This is a genomic window from Streptomyces sp. NPDC007808, assembly GCF_042868655.1.
GTDB lineage: Bacteria > Actinomycetota > Actinomycetes > Streptomycetales > Streptomycetaceae > Streptomyces.
In genome coordinates this window covers 101658-121931 of sequence record NZ_JBIAEQ010000009.1, presented here as the reverse complement: position 1 = coordinate 121931, position 20274 = coordinate 101658, and the positions used below count along the sequence as shown (strand labels likewise).

The window sequence follows — 20274 nt, the reverse complement described above, 5'->3', positions numbered from 1 at the left end:
GCAAGGGCTTACTGCCAGGGCTGCGTCGGCCGGCCGGGGGTGCCGGTGGAACACTGGACGCGGTCGACCGGGGGTGCAACGGTGCATGCCCACGATCCCAATGCTCCCGTGCGCCCCCACCCCGGGAACTGAGATCCTTGCTCGGCGCATCCCTGTGGGTAGCCACATCGGGGACTCGGCAGAGGGCGCCACGCGCGGGGGGAACGCGAGAAACACCAGCACGAACCGGGGGGAAGAGGGGGGAAGCAATGCCTCGTTGGAAGGACTTGCCGGATGAACTCGATCCGCAGGTCAGGGAGTTCGCGAGCCAGCTGCGGCGGCTCGTGGACCGCAGTGGTCTGAGCATCGCGGCGGTGTCCGACCGCACCGGATACAGCAAGACGTCCTGGGAGCGGTATCTGAACGGGCGGCTGCTCGCGCCCAAGGGCGCGATCGTGGCGCTCGCCGAGGTCACGGGCACCAACCCCATCCATCTGACGACGATGTGGGAGCTCGCCGAGCGGGCGTGGAGCCGTTCGGAGATGCGCCACGACATGACCATGGAGGCGATCCGGATCTCCCAGGCGCGCGCCGCGCTGAGCGAGTTCGGGGCGCCCCCGGCGAACGCCAAGGGGAACGCGAAGGCGGGCAAGGCCGTCCGCAAGGGCGGCAGCGCCACGGCGACCCCTGGGGTGGCGGGCCCGGCGGGTGTGGCTCCGACGGTGCCGCCCTCGGTGCCGGTGCAGCCGACGGCGCCGGAGGTGCGTGACTCGTCGGTACGGGGGTCCGCGGGGGGTGACGTCCGGGAGGACGGCTCCTCCGAGGGCAACTCGTGGGGCCTCGCGGGGTATCGGGGGCCGTCGCCGACGGGTGGCCGTACGGCGACGCCGTACGGAGCACCGGGGACGGCCGGGACGCCCGGCGGCGCGGGGACGCCCGTGCCGGGGACGCCGAGTCCGTACGGTGAGCCTCCACGGGGGCGTCGTGCGGGGCGTGGGGCGTCCGGCGGCGGTGGCAAGCGGCGGCTGACGATGTTCCTCGCGGGGGTCGTCGGCGTGCTGGTCGTGATCGCGGCGGTGTTCTACTTCCTCGACGGCGGCCGCGGCGACAAGAACGAGCAGGCCGGGAAGTCGCCCTCGCCGTCCGTGACGACCGACCCCGATCTGCCCGCCGGGGTGAAGTGCAGCGGCGACTCCTGCACCGGCAAGGACGCGGAGAGCATGGGCTGCAGCGGTGACCTGGTCACCACGGCCAAGACCGCGACCGTCGGCACGGCCGTGGTCGAGGTCCGCTACAGCGAGGCGTGCGGCGCGGCGTGGGGTCGTATCACGCAGGCCACGCAGGGCGACGAGGTGGTCGTGACGGCCGGCAAGGCGAAGCAGACCGGCTCGATCACCGTCGCAGGTGACACGATCGCCTACACGCCGATGGTGGCGGTGAAGGACGCGGGCGACGCCACGGCCTGCGTGACGCTGGCCGTGGGCCAGGAAGGGTGCACGCAGTAGAACGCGTGCCGACAGGGCCCGGGGGCCGGTCGGTCCCCGGGGTGTGGCATTGAGGGGCGGGGTTTCTCGGGGGCCGGGCGCAGGGGCCCGCCTGGCAAGGCCCGTTGCCGGTTGCTTTGCGGGCGACGGGGGCCGGGCGACGGGCGACCGGGGGCCGGGGGTCGGGGGTCGGGGGAGCAGGCTCCCGGGTGCCGTGGTCTTCGGGCGCGGGCTCTTTCCCAGGCCGGTGTGGTTGAGGCCGGGCGGCTTCGGGCTGGTCCGGGTGGAGGCCGGAGAGCGGTGCGCCGTAAGGGGGATGAGGGGCGCGCGGGCCGGACGAAGAGGGATTTCGGGGCGGTGGTTTCCGGGCGCTGAAAGTTTTCGGGACGGGCAGGAATGAGCGTCGGGAAAGTGGGCACGCGCAACGTACCCCCACGGGAGTCCGGCAATCGGTACCCCCACCCGGCGGCCGCTCCAGTCCCCCCTCTCCCGGACCGGGCGGCCGCCCCCCTTTTGCCGCAGCGGCGGCCCCTCTGTGGGGTGGGCCACACGGACCCGGCCGTCCGGGATCCCGGATGCGCGATAGCCTGACCGCTGATCTATCTTGACGCCAAGAGATCGATCATCTGTACGTCCCACCCCTCGGGGCGGGGACGCCCACCGCCAGCTGTCATACGGAGAACGCCATGACCCGCACTCCCGTGAACGTCACCGTCACCGGCGCGGCCGGCCAGATCGGTTACGCCCTGCTCTTCCGCATCGCCTCCGGCCAGCTGCTCGGCGCGGACGTGCCGGTCAAGCTTCGGCTCCTTGAGATCACCCCGGCCCTCAAGGCCGCCGAGGGCACCGCCATGGAGCTCGACGACTGCGCGTTCCCGCTCCTGCAGGGCATCGACATCACGGACGATCCGAACGTCGCCTTCGACGGTGCCAACGTCGCGCTGCTCGTGGGCGCCCGTCCCCGCACCAAGGGCATGGAGCGCGGTGACCTCCTGGAGGCCAACGGCGGCATCTTCAAGCCGCAGGGCGCGGCCATCAACGCCCACGCCGCGGACGACATCAAGGTCCTCGTCGTCGGCAACCCGGCCAACACCAACGCGCTCATCGCGCAAGCCGCCGCGCCCGACGTACCGGCCGAGCGGTTCACCGCGATGACCCGCCTCGACCACAACCGCGCCCTGACCCAGCTGGCGAAGAAGACCGGCTCGGCCGTCTCCGACATCAAGCGGCTCACGATCTGGGGCAACCACTCGGCCACCCAGTACCCGGACATCTTCCACGCCACCATCGCCGGCAAGAACGCCGCCGAGGTCGTCAACGACGAGAAGTGGCTGGCCGAGGACTTCATCCCGACCGTCGCCAAGCGCGGCGCCGCGATCATCGAGGCCCGTGGCGCCTCGTCCGCCGCGTCGGCCGCCAACGCCGCCATCGACCACGTGCACACCTGGGTCAACGGCACCGCCGACGGCGACTGGGTCTCCATGGGTATCCCGTCGGACGGGTCCTACGGCGTGCCCGAGGGCCTCATCTCCTCCTTCCCGGTCACCACGAAGGACGGCAAGTACGAGATCGTCCAGGGCCTGGAGATCAACGAGTTCTCCCGCACCCGTATCGACGCCTCCGTCCAGGAGCTCGCGGAGGAGCGCGAGGCGGTCCGCTCCCTCGGCCTCATCTGAGTCACCCAGCACGACGGCCGCAGGCCCCGTTCCGGAGCGTCCCGGGCGGGGCCTGCGGCCGTTCGCGCGCCGGTCGCCGTCCCCGTACTCCTCGCGGACCAGGAAGTACGGATCTCGCCCCCCGCGTGCCTGGACGTACCGTCCCGTCGCCGATGTGACAGGGCCAGGCCCGGCGAATCTTCGGCTGGGTTCGTCGATCCCGTGTACCCGGGCCGGGCGGGGGACCGCCCGGCCGCCTCCGGTGCCCGGTCGAGGCAGGCGAGTCCGCGGTGCGCGCGGCGGCGGCGGAGGTGGTGAGCAGCCGGCCCGGGTCACGGCGCCCCCGGAAACCGGGCCGCACCATGGCGAAGGCGTCGCCGGACAGGGACCCACGTACAGCCGGATCAACTCGTCGACTGCCGCGGACGGTTCCAGGGCCTCGATCGGCACCACCCGGTGGGCCTCCCTGAGGAGGGGCGGCCGCCGCGCACCGATGCCCGGGACGGCCGAGGCCGATGGGCGATCAGGCCGGGGAGGAGTCCGCTGCGCGAGGGATCCGGACCGTTCTGCGAGCGGTCCGCCGGCGCCCGCAGCGCCCGCAGTGCCCGCGGTGCCCGCACCGCCCGCACTGCCCGCACCGCCCGCGGTGCCCGGGTCTCCACCGGCCCGTCCCTCCGTAGCCGCTCGCGCTGTCGGACGGGCCATGATCCCGCCTGCGCGACCTGCGCGCACGGGTTTCCCCGACATTCCCTCACGTCCGCCTCGGATGGCTGACCGTGTCATACGGGGCCGCGACCACGGTGGCACCCCTCGCGATCCGCGAGCGCACCACCGCAGGGCATCGGAGCGACAGCCGTGAAGGTCTCGACGTTTTCCCCTCTCACACCCCCCTCGGGACGCACGGCCCCCTCACCTCCCCACCACCACGTCATCACCGCTGGCACAGCCCAAACCCGAGTTTGCGCCAACTCTCCATCGGCTGGCCGAACTTCGGCGCCGATCCGCCCTGTTGTTCGACTGCCGGGCCTGACCTCACGGTCGACCCCTCGGTCGCGGACGTGGCGCGTGTCACCTGCCATGGATGCGGAGGGGCAGGCTCCGGCGGGGCGGGGTGAGCAGGGGGCGACCAACCTGGCATTCCACAACTACCGGTCGGTACCCCTGGTATGGCGCAATCCGCTCGTCCCGAACGTTCGCCCTGCCACCATCGACACCCATCGAAATTCCAGGCGTCCGGACTGCGGCGGGGGGCTGGCCATGGGGCTGCTCGGAAATGAGCTGGCGTTCGCGCACACGCTGACGCCCCAGGAGCACGAGAGCGTCATGGCTCTCGGCAATCGGAAGAGCTACCCGGCCGACACCCATCTCCTCACCGAGGGTGACCGTTCCAGCCATGTCGTGATCGTGATTCGGGGGTGGGTGACGGTGTCCGTGGCGACGGACCGTGGTGCCACCCGGCTGATACTCGGCCTGCGCGGCCCGGGTGAACTGCTGGGCGAGATGGCCGCGTTGGACCAGCACCCGCGCAGCGCCACCGTGCGCGCGCTGGGCCCCATAGAGGCCCAGGTCATATCCGGGGACGCGTTCCGTCGCTTCCTCGCCCTGCACCCCCGGGTCAGCGGCCTGGTGATACGCCAGCTCACCTCCCGGCTGCGCAGCGCCGACCAGGAGCGGTCCGCGCTCGCCTCGCTCACCGTGCTGCAGCGCCTGGCCGGCCGACTGGTCGAACTGTCGGGAGTCGACCCCTCCGGCCCCTACGCCCCCTCCGGCCCCTACGCTCCCTCCGACGCGGGCCGCCCGAACGGCACCGCCGTCTCCGGCCCCGTGGTCCACCTGGCCCAGGACGAGTTGGCCGCCACGGTAGGAGCCACCCGCGAAGCCGTCGCCAAGGCCCTGCGGCTGCTGCGCACCCAGAACATCGTGCGCACCGGCAACCGGATGGTGGAGATCCTCGACCCCGCGCTCCTCGCCCTGCTCGCGGACGGCCATCAGGAGTAGACGCACGCCTCGCCGTGTGTAAACGGCTACAGACGCCTCTCGTCCCGGGCCCGACCCTGAAGGGGCGGCCCTCCGCGGACCATCGCCGTCGCCCAGCGTCCTGGCCGGCTCCGCGGAGCACTCATCGGCAGGACGAACCATCTCTTCGGCAAGCGAACGGAAGACGCAGGGGGCACGGGTGAACCACGACGCATCAGAACTCACCGAAGCGCACTACGAGTTGGTGATCAGCGTCGACGCCAGACGGTCCGGCGAGTACGACGACGTCGACAAGCCGCGTATGCGCGCCCGGATCTACCGGGTGCTGGAGACGGCCTTCACCCACGCCAAGGTGGCGCGCGAGGCCGTGCACCTGGAGGACCGCGGCGACGGCGTGCTGCTGTCGGTGCCGGGCCGGATCGCGGCGAGCCGGCTGCTCGGTCTGTGGCTGGTCGAGGTGCACGAGAAGCTGCGGGACGAGAACCGCGACCTGGCCGTGCCGCTCGGGCTGCGCATCGGCATGCACGTCGGACCGGTCCGGCACGACGGCCGGGGGATCAGCGGACGCGCCGTCGACCTGGCCTGCCGGCTGGCCGACTCCTCCGTCGCCCGGGATCTCCTCGACGCCGAGAAGGCCGACCTCGTGCTGGTGACCTCAGGGTCCCTGTACGAGGAAGTGGTCAGCGCCGGTGGCAAGTTCATCGAGCCCGCGCACTACGCCCCCGCCCGGCTGCGGCTCAAGGAGGGGGAGGTCACCGCCTGGTTCCACCTGCCGGGACGGCCCGCTCCGGTGATCCGCCAGGCCGTGGCGGGCCCTCCGCCCGCCCTCGACGAGGCCCTCGCCGACGCCCCTGGCGACGGCGACGAGGAAGACGCCGACGTCGTGGACATGCCCGGTGAAGCAGCCCCTGACCTCGGCATTCATCCGAAAGTCAGCCGCGACACGTTCCATAACGAGCACAACGTCTACCACGGCAACGTGCGGATGGGCGGCGGCGCCACCCACCACGGCACCGAGCAGCGAAAGGGCTGAGGCGGGTGAGCGACGACGAGCAGGCGGGCGGCGGCGCCGACGACGCCCCCGAGCAGCCCGGCGCGGCACGGTCGTCCGACGACGACAAGAAGGCCGGTGACGGCAAGCGCGGGGCCGGTGACGGAAAGCGGGCCGGGGACGACGGGAAGCAGGACCGGGACGACCGGTCCCGGAACGACGACGGCACGTCCGACGAGGAGAAGTCCGCACAGGACGAGGAGGCGGAGAAGGAGAGGGAGCGGCAGGAGGAACGCGAGCGCGCCGCCGGGCGGTTCAAGGAGCGCACCCGTGACCCGCTCGCCGACGACCAGGGCGAGGACGGGCCCACCGATCTGGCCGCCGCCGCACGCACCCGCCGGGCCACCCGGCAGCTCTTCGACGTCCGCCGGGACCTGATCAGCTTCGCCCACTCACGGCTCCAGAACGCCCACATCGGCGACAACTTCAACCTGCTGCTGGGTACCGGCCGGACCGGCGCCGGCATGCGCAGCGGCCCCGTGCCCGAGGAGGAGCTGCTCAGGCTCCGGCGCGCCCATGTCGAGCCGCAGGGCTATCTGCGGCTGCGCGCCGCGCTGCGCGCCCGGCGGCTGCTCGTGCTCGGCGCCGCGCCCGGCACCGGCCGTACGAGCACGGCGCTGTCGCTCCTCGACGAGGTCACCGTCCCCCAGCTGTCGGCTTCGCCCGAGCCGGGAGGCGACGGCGGCACGCCGGGCGGCGCGGCGCCCGAGGCCACCACCGGCCCCCGGGTGCTGCGGGTCGACCCGGAGGGCGGGCCGCGGCAGCTGGCGCAGCTGCTGGACGGCGAGGGCGAGGAGAACCGGCGCGGCACCGGCTATCTGCTGGAGCTGTCGCTCACCCGGCCCGGCGCGCTGCCCCCGGACGAGATGGACCTCGACGAGCTCGCCGCCGCCCTGTCCCGCCGCGAGGCGTTCGCGGTGATCGTCGTGACCGTCGGGTCGGCGGCCAATCCCCTGCTGGCCGGGCGCTACGGCATGCTCTGCCCGCCCGCGCCCACCGACGAACTGCTCGCCACCCGGCTGCGCGAGCGGCTGGAGGAACGGGCCGCCCGGACCCGGCGGGACGACACACCGCTGGAGGACCTGCTGGCCCGCGCGGAGGACCTCGCGGCCGGGGACGACGTCACGGAGGCGGTCGGTCTCGACGATCTGCGTCCCGCCGAGGCCGAGTTGCTGGCGTCCCTGCTGGCCGGGCACGTCCTGGGAGACGTCTCCCACGAGGAGTTGCTGTCCGGCTGCCGCAGCATCGCCGCCGAGCAGGCCCAGGAGTGGTTCGCCGGAGTGGACCGCGCGTTGACCGCGGTCGCCGACCAGCCGGAGCGGGCGGACCGCGGCGCGATGCGGTCGGGGGCGGCGACGCTGTTCCACCCGGTGGCCTTCCGGATCGCGCTCGCCGTGCTCGGCGGAGCCTCGCACAGCGCCGTGGCGACCGCCGCCCAGCTGCTCACCTGGGAACTGTCGGTGCAGTCCGACCCCGACAACACCCCGGCCCGACCGTTGTTCTGCGACGACCCGGAAGCCGACGTGGCGCTCTGTCGCGCCGAACTCACCGACGGCAAGGTCGAGGTGGAGGGGCACGACGTGCCCGCCCGGCTGGTCTTCTACCGGGGGTCCGCCCTGCCGTCCGCGGTGCTGACCGAGCTGTGGGACCGGCACTTCCCGGTCCGGGCGCCGGTGGTGCGCTGGCTGCGGCAGCTGGCGGACGACCCCCGCTCCCAGGTGTGGATGCGTGCCGCGGTCGCGGCCGGGGAGCTGTGCGTACGGGACTTCGACCACGGCTACACCGAGCTGGTCCGTCCGCTCGCCGAGGCGACCACCAACCGGCGGCTGATCTTCGCGGCCACCACGCTGGACCAGACCGCCGGTCACGCCTCGCACCGCAGGACCGTGCACAAGCTGATCGGCGACTGGAGCAGGAAGGGCACCCCGTCCCAGCGCTGGACCGCCGCGTGGACGCTGGGTTACGGCAACGCGGCGGCCACCACGGACGACGCCCTGGACGCCCTGGCCAGGATCGGGGTCCGGGACGACGGCGAACTGGTCTCCGTCGCCTCCCACAACGTCGTACGGCTGCTGGTGCTCCCGGACGCCGCGGAAGTGCTGGCGCGGATGGCCGAGTGGACCCATCACAAGCGCGAGCCCTACCAGGACCTGGGGCTGGCCGCCACCGTCCGGCTCGCCCTGACGACGGTCGACGAACTGCTGATGGATCCCGACTCCCTGGCGGACGACTGTGCTTCGCCGTGGGGGGACTGCGGTGACTGGCCGCTGGTGCTCGCGCTCGCCGCCGTCCGGCCCGAACTCGTGGATGCGATGGCGGACCTGATGTGGTCCGCGCTGAACACCGCGCGGTCCAAGGACGTGGCGATGGACGCGCTGGAGCAACTGCTGCGGTCGGCCGAGCGCAAGGACGGCACCGAGTGGACCCGGCCGGGGCTGGCGGAACTGCTGCCCGCGCTGGCCACGGAGGAGCACGACCGGCGGCGGCTGGACTGGCTGCTGCGCCGAATGATGAACGACCCCGAGAAACCGCTCCCCGAACCGAAGGCGCGCGACCTGTGGTGGCTCGCCGTCGAACCGCGGGAGAGGCCGCGCCAGGCAGTGCCGCGCCAGGACAGGACGCGTCGGGACAGGACGCGCGAGGAGGAGAGGTATGGCTGAGAACGAGGACGGGGCGGCCGGTGCGGACGGGTCGCAGAGCAGCGCGTCGGTGGGCCCCGCGGGTCCGTTCCTTCGGGACTTCGGCACCCTGGCGGACGGCTACCCGCGGGTGAGTCCCCGCTCGGCGGTGGTGCAGTTCTACCGGAACGGCGGCTACACGGTGAAGAGGGCCAACGGCGTCCAGCACGTCGACAAGCCCGTGCTGGCCAGACCGCACAGCATCTGCGAGATCGCGCTCGGCACCTATGTGACGCCGCTGCAGATGGAGTTGCCCGCCGCCGGCGGCACCACCTTCTTCAAGGCCGAGGTGGACATCGAGTGGTCCGTGACCGATCCGCATCTGGCTGCCCTGGAGGTCGTCACCGATGTCGCGGGCCGGCTGACCGCGCCGGTGCTGGAACGGCTGCGTGAGGTCACCACCACCTACCGGGTGACCGAGGCGGAGCAGGCCAACCGGGCCATCACCCGTGAGTGCGCCGGCGGCCGGTGGGCCGACCTGGGGTCCGAACTCGGGCTGAGGGTACGGCTGTACGTGCGCCTGCGGGTGGACGACCGGACCATCGAGCACGCCGACGAGGAGCGCAACGCCCATGCCCGGGCCAGGATGCTCCGGCTGCGGCAGGACTCGTACCGGCGCATGCTGCAGGGCGGGGATCTGGAACAGCTCAGCTTCATGCTGGCGGCCGATCCCGAGGGGGCCAAGGACTTCCTGGAGAAGATCCGCCAGGAGGGAAGGCAGGACGAGAAGGACCGGGTGGCCCGGCTCTTCGCCATGGCCGCGAGCGGCGAACTGGCCACCGCGGACGTGGAGACGCAGGTGCTGAACCTGCTCAACCGGGGCGACGGGCGGCCGGTGCTGGGGCCGATCGGGACGGTGCCCGCACGCAGGTCCCGGGAGCTGGAGGCGTCCCCCGCCGACCGGCCCTTCAACCCGGACTGGGCGTCCGACGAACCTCCCAGGCGCCCGCCCCACCGGACGGCGCCCTCCCGAGGCGGGTCCGAGCGGCAGGGGCCCGGCGGACGGGAACCGGACGCAAGCGAGCCGTATCCCGAGGACGACACCGCCTACGACGAGCCGGGCACCCGCACCCGGCGCCGCGGCCACCGGTCGGACTCCTACCGGTCGGACTCCTACCGGCCCGACTCCTACCGGCCCGACTCCTACCGGCCCGACTCCTACCGGTCGGGCTCCGACGGGGCCGACGGCCGCGACGACGACGGCTTCGACGAGCCGCGCACCGCGGCCCGGCAGCGGCCGTACCGGCAACAGCCGTATCCCCAGGACCCGGATCACGACGACGAGCCGCGCTCCCGCGGCCGGGGTCCGGCCCACCGGTCCGAGCCGTACCGCACCGACGCGGACGCCGACCACGACGACGGCCGCGCCGGGGTGCGCCGCCGCCCTCGCCGACCGGAACTCCCCGCCGGGGAAAGGGACTTCGACCACGAGCCGGACGAGCGTTCCGACGGCCGCCGGGGCCCGGGCCGCCGGTCCGAGCCGTACCGCACCGACGCGGACGCCGACCACGACGACGGGGGCCTTCGGACGTACCGGCCGGAGCCGTACGACGCGGACGGTGACCCCGATCGCGACGGCGGGGGCCGGCGGACGTATCGGCCGGAGCCGTACCACCCGCAGGACGAGCGGGAGTGGGACCGGCCGCGCCGCCGCAGGCGGGCCGAGGACGACGGTTGGTCCTGGGCGGAGGAGGACCGATGACGGCCGACGACCAGGCCGGGACTTCCCCCGACCCGGTCGTGACCGTGCCGGACGGGGGTCGGCACTGTCACGACCGGGCGGGGGAGCGCATCGCCGAGCGGCTGCTGACCACGGTCCGGGAGGACCTCGGCCGCGCCGACTCCAAGGCGGCGGTGCTGCTGTCGGGGACGCTCGCGCTGCCGGCCTTCCTGGCCGGGTGGCGCGGCACCCCCGCCTGGGACGGGATCGCCGACATGACGCTGGTCCTGTCCGGGGTGTGCTGGGCCGTCGCGGTGACCGCGCTGGTCGGGGCGCTCATGCCGCGCACCGGCACGGTCCGCGGCGGGGACGGGCTGACGTACTTCGGTGACCTGGTGGGGCCCCGTGACGTCGCGGGGCTGTCCGCCCGGGTCGACGAGGCCGGGAGCGATCCGGCCAGGTGGCTCCTCGTCCAGGCCGTGGACGTCAGCTCGATCCTGTCCGCCAAGTACCGGGCCATCCGCTGGGGCGTGGGCTCGCTCGCCCCGTCGGCGGCCCTGGCCGTGGTCTGGGGGCTGACCGCGGGCTGATCCCGAACGGCGCGCGCGGCAACGGTGTACCACCGCCCGCACGCCAACGCTTCACCGCACATGACACCGGCACGCACCAGGCAGGCCGCCCGGCGCGTCACCACCTACGCACCACCACGAAGCACGAGCCACGCACGCGCGCCGGCACGGATCCGAAGCACACGCGCCGGCGCGAACCTCACGCACGACATTCGAGCACCAACTTCACGAAGACCAAGGGGACGGCCGTGGGAAGAGTCACGGGAAGACGGCAGACAGGAAGCCCAGGGGTGCGCCGCGCCGCGGCCTCGGTGCTGGGCGGCACCGCGGTGTTCGTGTCCCTGCTGGCACCGGCCGGTCAGGACCCGGTGCCGGCGGCGGAGAGCACACGCGCGTTCCCGGCGGTCAACTACGCGGTGGCCGTCGACGAGTCGGCCAGCCTCGCACCCGAGGACATGAAGGCCGAGAAGGCCGCGGCCAAGCGCATCGCGCTGGGCGACGTCTCCTCGTCCTCACAGGTCACCGTGTTCGGCTTCGCCGCCGCCGAGCAGCGCGGCCAGCGCGTGGTGGACCCGGTCTGCCCGCGCACCACGCTGGACGCGGCAGGCCGCGAAGAGGTCGGCAGGTGCGTGGACGAGCTGCGCAGCCGCAAGAAGAGCGAGGGGACCGGCACCGACCTGCCGACCGCCATCCGCCAGGGCGTCGACGACCTGACCGACGGCTCGGACCCCTCGGTGCCGCGGCTGCTGTTCCTGCTGACCGACGGCAAGATGGACGTCGAGGACAGCTTCAAGTACGGCGACCCCGCGCACCGTGTGGCCGAGGGCGAACGGCAGCTGGCCGAGGCGCTCGACGAAGCCGCCGCGCAGAACGTGCAGATCTGGCCGCTGGGTTTCGGAGCCGACCCCGACAAGAAGCAGCTCGACCAGATCGCCGCCGGCGGCTACCAGAAGGGCTGCGTGGAGCTGCCCTCCGCGAAGCCCAGGGCCCACAAGGTCGACGGGGCGAAGGACGTCGGCACCACCCTGGAGAAGATCTTCGCCGCCGCTCACTGCCTGCGTCACGAGGAGGGCCCCAGCAAGCGACCGCCGGCCACCCTGAAGATCGGCATCTCGCCGCTGGCGACCGTCGGAAGCATCGTCGTCGACAAGGGCGACCCCGAGGTGAAGATCACCTACATCGACCCGGCGGGCGACGAGGTCCCGACCTCCGAGGAGACGTTCAAGAAGTCCCGGTTCGAACTCGCGGGCGCCACCGGGACGGTCGAGGCGCTGAAGATCGTCGACCCGCTGCCCGGCACCTGGAAGGTGAAGGCCGAGGCCCCGGAGGGCCACCGCTCGCTGCCCGTCGCCGTCAGCGTGCTGTGGCAGGGCGAGCTGCGCGGCGCCATCACCATGGACCCGCCCTCGCCGCAGGCCGGCGAGAAGGTCACGGTGACCATGCGGCTGCAGACACGCGAGGGCTACGAGATCAAGGACCCGCGCGACTACGAGGGTCTGCGGGTGCGCAGCGAGCTGACCGGGGACGGCTTCTCCCCGCTGGAGCTCGACCTCGCCGACGACGGCAAGGCCTCCGATCCCGAGGCGAGCGACGGTTCCTTCACCGGCACCGTGACCATCCCGCGGAAGGCCGACGGGACGCTGACGGTGAGCGCCACGCTGACCGCCTCCGGGCTGAGCGCCGACACCCGCAGCGAGACCGGCGAGGTCGCCCGGGGTGAACTGCCCGTCAAGGCGCCGCTCGAACTGCCCGAGGGCGACACCCACCCCGGGGGCACGGTCACCGGCACCCTGGACGTCAGCAACAGCACCGACACCCCGCGCAAGCTGCGGCTGTCCGTCGCCGACGTGAAGGACGGGCTGCTCTCCGTCGAGCCGAACGAGATCACCCTCAAGGCCGGTGAGCGCGGCACCCGGAAGGTCACGGTCAGGGTGTCCCCCGAGAGCGCCTTCGGCGACCGCCTCGGCGACGGTCTCGACCTCTCCGGCACCTTCACCGTCGTCGACACCACCGACGACCGCACCCTCGAACGGGCCCCCGTCTCGGTACGGGTCACGCCCGAGCCCGGCATCTGGGCGAAGTACTGGTGGGCGTTCGTCACCGGCGCGGCCCTGATCGGGCTGGCCGCCGCGGCTCTGCTGGCCTGGCGGCGGCTGCGCCACCGCCAGAAGGACCCGTACGGCCTGACGCTCCAGCTGCTCTCGGAGGACGGCCGCGTCGTCAACGAGCACCCGGCGGGCCACGGCAACAGCAAGCAGTGGTACGAGTTCACCGTCGTCGAGGCCCACCGCAGTCCGCGCATCGAACGGCGCCCGCACGGCCAGTACGCCGTCCAGCGCAGCCGCGACGGGGGAGCGGTGCTGCGCAAGCAGGGCAGCGGCCGCACCTCACTGCCCGCGAACGGCCAGGCCCAGCTGACGGACACGCTCAGCCTCGCCCTCGGCGAGGACACCCGGCCCGGCCGCCGGGGTCGCCGAAGGCCGCCCACCGCGCCGACCGGTGCGGGCCCCTCGACGGGGTCCGGCGAGAGCGAGAGCGACAGCCCCTTCACCTCGTACCTGTGACGCGCACACCACGGACGTACCGAGCACGAACCTGCGGCCGACCCGGCCGTGAAGCGGGGAGGAACCCATGAAGATCTTCCAGCCGATGCTCTTCGTCGGCCTGGGCGGCACCGGCGGCCTGGTCGGTGCCGAACTGGAACGCAGACTGCGCGCCGAACTGTGCGGGCCGGACGGCATGGCGCTCAGCCGGCAGAGCGGCCACGCCCCGTTCCAGCTGCCCGACTGCCTGCAGTTCGTGTACGCGGACTACAGCGAGAGCGACCTGCAGCGGCTCCCGCAGTTCAACGTGGACCCGTCCCTGCGGGCCGCCTATGCCCGTACGTCCCGGGCCACCCACAACCTGCTGCCGAACTTCGACGCCTCCCCGGAAGTGACGAAGATGCTGCGGGCGGTGCTGCGCGACGAGGTCGCCGAGTGGCTGCCGCCGCGCGTCGACGAGCCGAAGGTCACCCCGCTGCACGCCGGTGCGGGCCAGCTGCCCACCGTGGGACGGGCGGCGCTGTTCGCCACGCTCCGGCACAGCCTCGCCCCGGTCCTGGAGCCGCTGCTCCAGGCGATCGACGCCATCGCCAAGTCGGCGGGCGAGCTGAGCGAGCTCGGCGGTGGCAAGGTCAACGGCTGCGACGTGTTCGTCGCCTTCTCGGTGGCCGGCGGCACCGGCGCCGGAATCTTCCTGGACTACCTGCACCTGATCAACCACGCCTTCCAGTTGCGCCGCTTCGACGGCGTGAAGATCTACCCGCTGGTCGTCATGCCGTCGTCGTTCTCCGCCGCGACCGGCGGCGGGCGCGAGGCCGAACTCAACGCGGCCCGGGCGCTGGTCGACCTGTTCCGGCTGGTGGACACGCAGAACGCGCCGTCGGCGGGCCATGAGATCGGCGACCTCGACCAGGAGCTCGGGATCGGTATCCGCTACCCGGGCACCACGCCGATCCGGCTGCGCACCGGCATCCTGCCGACGGCCTTCCTGTTCAGCCCCACCGCCGGCATCCGCGCGGACGACCTGCGCCGCTCCATCGTCTCCCTGGTGATGTCGCTGATCGGCACCGAGCTGGGCGACGGCCGCTCGCGGGGCCGCAAGACGGCCGCCGACGACGACTACCAGACCTTCGCCGCGAGCTTCATCAACCGGGGCGTGCAGCGCAGCGCCGTGTCCCCGACCGGCATCGGCCGGCAGGGCGTCTCCACCAGCCTGGTCGCCTCCATGACCGCGCCGATGGACCAGCTGGCCGACCTGGTGGCCGGGCGGCTGCTGCGGCTGGCGGTCACCGATCTCGCGGAGCGGCCGCGCCCGGAGCTGCGGGAGCAGGCGGTGCCGATGATCCGGCAGCTGTTCGCCGACTCCCACCTCGAAGAGCTCTGGGAACGCGGTCAGTTGCACGTGCCCGAACCCGATCCGCTGCCGCGCGGCGGCAAGAACATCGAGCAGGCGCTCGGCGAACGCGTCGCGGACATGCAGCGGCTGCTGTCCGACCTGCGCGGTCAGGCGGAGCGCGCGGCCATCGCGATGGCCGACCGGTTCGCGCCGCGCCCCGCCATCGAGAAACTGCTGCAGACCGTGGACCCCTTCCTCGCCGAACGCGTCGTCAGGGGCGTCCCCGACAGCGACGACCCGATCGCCCGGCTCGGCTTCCTCGGCATGCTGGACCATCGCGCCCGCAACCCGCAGCGCCCGGCCGGGGTGACCGAGCAGCCGCCCAAGATCCCCCGGATCAAGGGTCAGTTGGGCGGAATGGTGCTGGCCCGCTGGGGCGACGACGACGTGCAGGCGGCCCTGCAGGAGCAGAACGCCTGGTACCAGTGGCGCTGCCGGACGATCTGGCACGAGGCCTGGCGCGACCAGCAGCAGCACTGGCAGCCCCACGCGGACGCGGCCGGCACCGACCTCGTACGGCTGGTGAGCGCCTTCCGCAGGCACAGCGACCAGGAGAACAAGAGCGCCCAGCAGAAGGCCCACGAACTCTACGAGGACCGCACGGGCATCTCGTACCTCCTGCCGCCGCAGCGCACCCTCAACCACTTCTACGAGGACGTGGTCGTCCGGCTGGTGCGCCGGGAGGGGCTGCGCGAGACCGACGACGAGGCGGCGCTGCTGCTCAAGCTGGTCGACGGCGACACCTGGCGCCAGATCCACGGGATCAGCCGGCGCGACCCGGAGGGCGCCGTGGCCCGGGTCAAGGGGCAGCTGGAGGCCCGGATCACCCGGCTGTTCGCCGAGAGCGGCGCCCATCTGGAGGAGCGGCCGCTGCTGCCGTCGATGGGCACGCTGCTGGCCGCCGCGGCGGGCGACGCGGACGCCAAGGACCAGGTCAGCAAGGAGGCGCTCGATCTGTTCGGCCGCAAGCTGGCCGGACTGCTGCCGGTCGGGTTCACCCCGGAGGGCACCGGGCTGCTGCGGGTCCTGGTCACCCATCCGCGGGTGCAGGCGGTGGAGGAGGTGCAGGAGTTCCTCGGCAAGACGCTGCGGCTGCCGGCCGACGCGAAGAACTCCGTGGAGTACCGGGGCGTGGAGAGCGACTCCATCACCGTGGTCCTCTTCCGCAGCGAGATGAGCCTCACCCAGGTGCCCGAGGCCCGCAAGGTGCTGCGCCAGTGGGCCCGCGCGAAGGACAACGAGCAGGCGCAGGACGTGCTGCGGTGGCGGCAGCGGCTGGGCTGGCGGGACAGCTGGATGGTCAGCGCCGAGGAGGACCGCCGCGTCATCCTGCACCGTCTGCTGTGCTGCATGTGGAACGGCCAGGTCGACGTCGTCGACGGCGACCCGTCCTCCCCGGACCGGATCCGGCTGCGCCTGCACCCCGAGAAGGACGCGCACGTCCCCGGCGTACGGCTGCGACTGGGGGACTTCCCGGGCGGCGTGTCCAGCTGGGCCGAGCTGCTGCGCTCGTACGAGCGCTGGACGGTTCTGGACGACGAGCGGATCGTCGAGGACTACTGCCGGGAGCTGATGGGGGCTCAGCCCCTCGGCCTCGCCCGGGCCGGCAGCGAACCGCATCCGCTCTTCGTCGACCTGGTCGAGAAGGTCGCCCCGCGTCAGCTGGAGCTGCTGGCGGAGCGCCGGGAGCGCGGCGGTGAGCGGGTCGAGGGCTGGGTGCGCCCGCTGTGGGAGTTCTGGGCCGAGACCCTCCCCGCCGCCCTGGACACCGAGTTCGGCGACCAGCGAGCCGTCCAGCCGACCCTGCGCACCCTGCTGGAGCACGTCCGCGGCGGCAGTCCGGGCGGACCGCGCGACCGCGAGGGCCACTCCGCACCCCGGCGCCCGAAGCCCGACGAGGACGACTGGGGCACCACCCCGGTCGCGTCACGCGGCCGGCCGCGCGACGACGGCTACGACGGGCCGCAGAGCGGTGCCCGGGGGAGCGGTCGGCGTGACGAGTACGCCGACGACCTCGGGGGTGCCGGTGCGGAGCGCCGTCGGGACGAGTACGACGGCTACGACGGGCCGCAGAGCGGTGCCCGCGGGAGCGGTCGGCGTGACGAGTACGCCGACGACCTCGGGGGTGCCGGTGCGGAGCGCCGTCGGGACGAGTACGACGGCTACGACAGGCCGCAGAGCGGTGAACGCCGGGCGGGGCAGCGGGACGGCGGGGACGTCTGGGGCGCCGGTGAGGCCGGGCCCTGCACGGGTGGCCGGCACGACGACCACGAGGACCGGGACGCCCGCGAGGACTACGGCAGGCCCGGCGGTGACCGCCGCCGCGACGACTACGACGATCCCGACCTGGCCGCCCCCCGGGGCGAGGGCGGGCGACGCGCACCGTGGGAGGACGAGCCCGGCGACTCCGACCGCCGCGCCCCCTGGGACGGTGACGCCCAGTGAACAGGGACCGTTCCCCGCGCATCGTCATCCGCCTCGACCTGCGCATCGGGGCGGCGGCGCTGAACAGCCCCTCGGCCCTGCGCGCCAGGGTCGCCCAGGAGCTGGGCCGGGCCGGGGCGGCGGAACCCGACGACCCGCTGTTCCTGGTGGTCGACACCCCGGCCGGGCTCACCGACCACCAGACGCAGTACGAACTGCTCGCCGGCTACCGGGCGGTGGGCGACGTCGGACTGCTCGTGCTGCTCGTGGGGAGCGCGCCCGGCTCGTTCGCCGGCGTGGAAGGGGACTTCCAGCCCGACCGGCGGCTGCTGCGGCCGGCGGTGCTGCGGAAGTCGGGGGCAGGACTGCTGTGGGTCGGTGATCTGCGCTCCGCCCGCACCGCCCTGGAACAGCCCGCACCCGACGACCCGGACGCGCTGGCGGTCCTCGTGGACGTGCTGTCCGTCCCGGACGTCTACCTCAGCGTGCTCGACAGCGTCCAGGCGCTGCCCGAGGCCGTCGCCGCGCCCGGCGTACGGCTGTTGGAGCAGGACCTGCCGCCGGAAGTGCGCGACCGGGCCTGGCGCGACGCGCTGACCCGGTTCGCCGGCGCGGACGACGACCTCGCGCCGGACGTGCTGCTGACCGCCTCGTCCGGAGCCGACCTGCCCGAGCCGCTGCGCCATCTGGTGGCGGGCCGGGGCGGCCGGGAGGTCGGGCACCGGGAGCCCGGCGGCATCGCGGACGAGGCCTACCGCGCCTGCGCGGACGCCCTGCACTACGCCGACGACGCGCTGGCCGGGCTGCGGACCCTGCCCGGACTGCTGCGGGCCTCCCGCCGGGAGACGTTCGAGACGGAGGTCGACCAGGCACGCACCTCGCTCGACGGCTACCGCGACCTGGTCGCCACAGCCCTGCGCAGCGGCGGCGGCACGGCACCCTCCGCCGCCGAGGCGGCCACCCGGCTGGCGGCCCTCGGGCTGCGGGTGCCGTCGGCCGAGGGCATGGGTGAGCGGATCGGCGAGGGGCTGCGGGAGTTCGCCGTGAAACTGCTCGGCCAGGGACTCGCCCTGCGCTCCGTGGCCCAGCGCTTCACCGGGCTGGCCGGGCGGGTGGAGCCGCTGCCCAGCTCGGCACTGCTGCCGAAGTTCGCCCCGCACTCCGCCGAGGCCGTGGCCCGGCAGACGGCGGGCGTGACCGGTACGGCCGCGCCCGGGATGCCGGTGGCCGGCCCGTTGGGCGCGGCCGCAGCGGGACTGCTCGGGGCGCTGTGGTCGGGGCCGTTGCTCGCGCTGGCGCTCGTCGTGCCGCTGCTGTTCACCGGTATGGCGATGCTCGGGGCGGCCCGGCTGCGGGGTGCGGGACGCCCCAGCCGCTGGGCGGTGGCTCCCCGGGTCGCGGCGTTCGGCGGCGCCGTCGTCGGCGCGGCCGTGGGTCACGTGACCGAACCGCCGCTCTGGCTGGGCACCATCGGCCTGCTGCTGGCGGCCGGCATCGCGCGGGAGACCGTACGCCGGCTCTGGCGGGCGGCGGCCGACGCCTGGGCACCGGGGCACACGACCGCCGTGCTGCGCCGGGCCCTCGACGGCCTGGACGCCCTGCTGGCCGAGGCGGTCCGGGAGCACTGGGCGGTGGAGGAGCGCCTGTACTGCGCCGACGCCGCACGTTCCGTGGCCGGCATGCTGCGGGCGACGGCGGCCGCGGCCGAGGCGGAGGCGGCGCCCGAGCCGGCCCGGCGCGCGGCCACCGGGGCGTTCGACTCCTTCGGCGCGTCCGGTGGGCCGGCCCCCGTCGAGGACGACTGGCTCTTCAGCGACCCCGAGGTGGAACCGGAGGACGCCTACGCCGGGGCCGACGAGGGGGAGAGCGACTGGGCGAGCGTGTACGCCTGGGAGGACGGGGGGTCGTGGGACGGCCCCGCCGAGGACAAGGAGCGGGACAAGGGTCACGAGAGCGCCGGGGGGAATCGTCCTGGGAGCGTTCCGCGCTGGCTGGAGCGGGAGAGCGGTGAGGGCGGGCCGGAACTGGTCTCCACCCTGTCCGCCGATCTGACGGACGCCGCCCTGGAGGCCATGAAGCACTACTGGGGTGCCGTCGAGCGCGGCCAGGCCGGCGCCCGTGCCGTCCGGCGCACCGAGGAACGGGTGCGCGAACTGCTGTCCACGGCCCGCCACCACCTGCGGCACAACGGGGTTCTGGCCCCGCCCCCGTTCGCCGCCCCGCGCCGGGTGCGCGCCTCGTCGGCGAACCTGCTCGGCACCGACCCGTACGGACTGGCCGAGCTGGTCGGCGCGCAGACCGACCGGCAGACCGTGGTGCAGCTGTCCACCCCCGAGCAGGGCACGCTGCTCAGCCGCGATCCACAGGCCGCGGTGTGGCTCAGGTTCGCGCCCGCGGCGGTCCGCGACGAGGTCGAGAAGTCCTGGCGGACCAGCGGTTCGGTCCATCCCGAGGAGGTCCTGTGGACGTCGTCGGGCCGGTACGCCGGACTGGTGCGGCTCACCCCGCTGCGGATGGGCGTGGTGCACACCGTCCGCCCCCGGCACGGTTCGGGACCCGACGGGACGGACACGGACGACATCACGACCGAGCCGTACGACCGGCCCGGACGGGGCGAGGGCAGGGACCCGTACGACCGGGCGGAGCCGTACGCCACGGCGGACCCCTACGACCGGCCCGGACGGGGCGAGGGCAGGAACCCGTACGACCGGGAGGCGCCGTACGACCGGGCGGGCGCGGACGACTGGCTCGATTCGGACGACTGGTCGGGCTCCGACGGCCCGGGCGACGGCGACCGAGGGGACGGCGACCGCTGGTGACCGGCAGCCAGCGTCCCGGCCCACCGCACACCGCCCCGT

The 20274-nt window shown here is 73.7% G+C and carries 10 protein-coding genes; all 10 read left to right on the top strand.

Annotation, left to right across the window (positions count from 1 at the left end; translation table 11 throughout):
• Window positions 1-248: 248 nt before the first annotated feature.
• Complete coding sequence (locus ACFYNL_RS31525) at window positions 249-1484, top strand: DUF2690 domain-containing protein (RefSeq protein ID WP_388809365.1); 1236 nt, start codon at window positions 249-251, stop codon at window positions 1482-1484.
• Between the two features lie 665 nt (window positions 1485-2149).
• Entirely contained in the window at window positions 2150-3139 is a 990-nt protein-coding gene (locus ACFYNL_RS31520) for a malate dehydrogenase (RefSeq protein WP_388809362.1), read from the top strand.
• A gap of 1236 nt (window positions 3140-4375) precedes the next feature.
• A complete protein-coding gene (locus ACFYNL_RS31515; RefSeq protein WP_388809359.1) occupies window positions 4376-5116 on the top strand; it encodes a Crp/Fnr family transcriptional regulator in 741 nt (246 codons plus the stop codon).
• 178 nt (window positions 5117-5294) lie between these two features.
• On the top strand, window positions 5295-6128 hold the full coding sequence (locus ACFYNL_RS31510) for a hypothetical protein (protein WP_388809356.1): 834 nt from the start codon (window positions 5295-5297) through the stop codon (window positions 6126-6128).
• A 5-nt stretch (window positions 6129-6133) separates the two neighbouring features.
• A complete protein-coding gene (locus ACFYNL_RS31505) occupies window positions 6134-8806 on the top strand; it encodes a hypothetical protein (protein ID WP_388809353.1) in 2673 nt (890 codons plus the stop codon).
• Entirely contained in the window at window positions 8799-10526 is a 1728-nt protein-coding gene (locus tag ACFYNL_RS31500) for a hypothetical protein (RefSeq protein WP_388809351.1), read from the top strand. Before ACFYNL_RS31505 ends, ACFYNL_RS31500 begins: the two co-directional genes overlap by 8 nt.
• The gene (locus ACFYNL_RS31495) at window positions 10523-11074 is read left to right on the top strand and encodes a Pycsar system effector family protein (protein WP_388809349.1); all 552 of its coding nucleotides are present in this window, start codon (window positions 10523-10525) and stop codon (window positions 11072-11074) included. Before ACFYNL_RS31500 ends, ACFYNL_RS31495 begins: the two co-directional genes overlap by 4 nt.
• 269 nt (window positions 11075-11343) lie before the next feature.
• Complete coding sequence (locus ACFYNL_RS31490) at window positions 11344-13617, top strand: VWA domain-containing protein (RefSeq protein ID WP_388809346.1); 2274 nt, start codon at window positions 11344-11346, stop codon at window positions 13615-13617.
• Window positions 13618-13684: 67 nt separating this feature from the next.
• Window positions 13685-17437 (top strand): tubulin-like doman-containing protein, encoded by a 3753-nt coding sequence (locus tag ACFYNL_RS31485; protein WP_388809344.1) that lies wholly within the window; start codon window positions 13685-13687, stop codon window positions 17435-17437.
• On the top strand, window positions 17434-20235 hold the full coding sequence (locus tag ACFYNL_RS31480) for a hypothetical protein (RefSeq protein WP_388809341.1): 2802 nt from the start codon (window positions 17434-17436) through the stop codon (window positions 20233-20235). The genes ACFYNL_RS31485 and ACFYNL_RS31480 overlap by 4 nt, the downstream gene beginning before the upstream one ends.
• The last annotated feature ends 39 nt before the right edge of the window (window positions 20236-20274 follow it).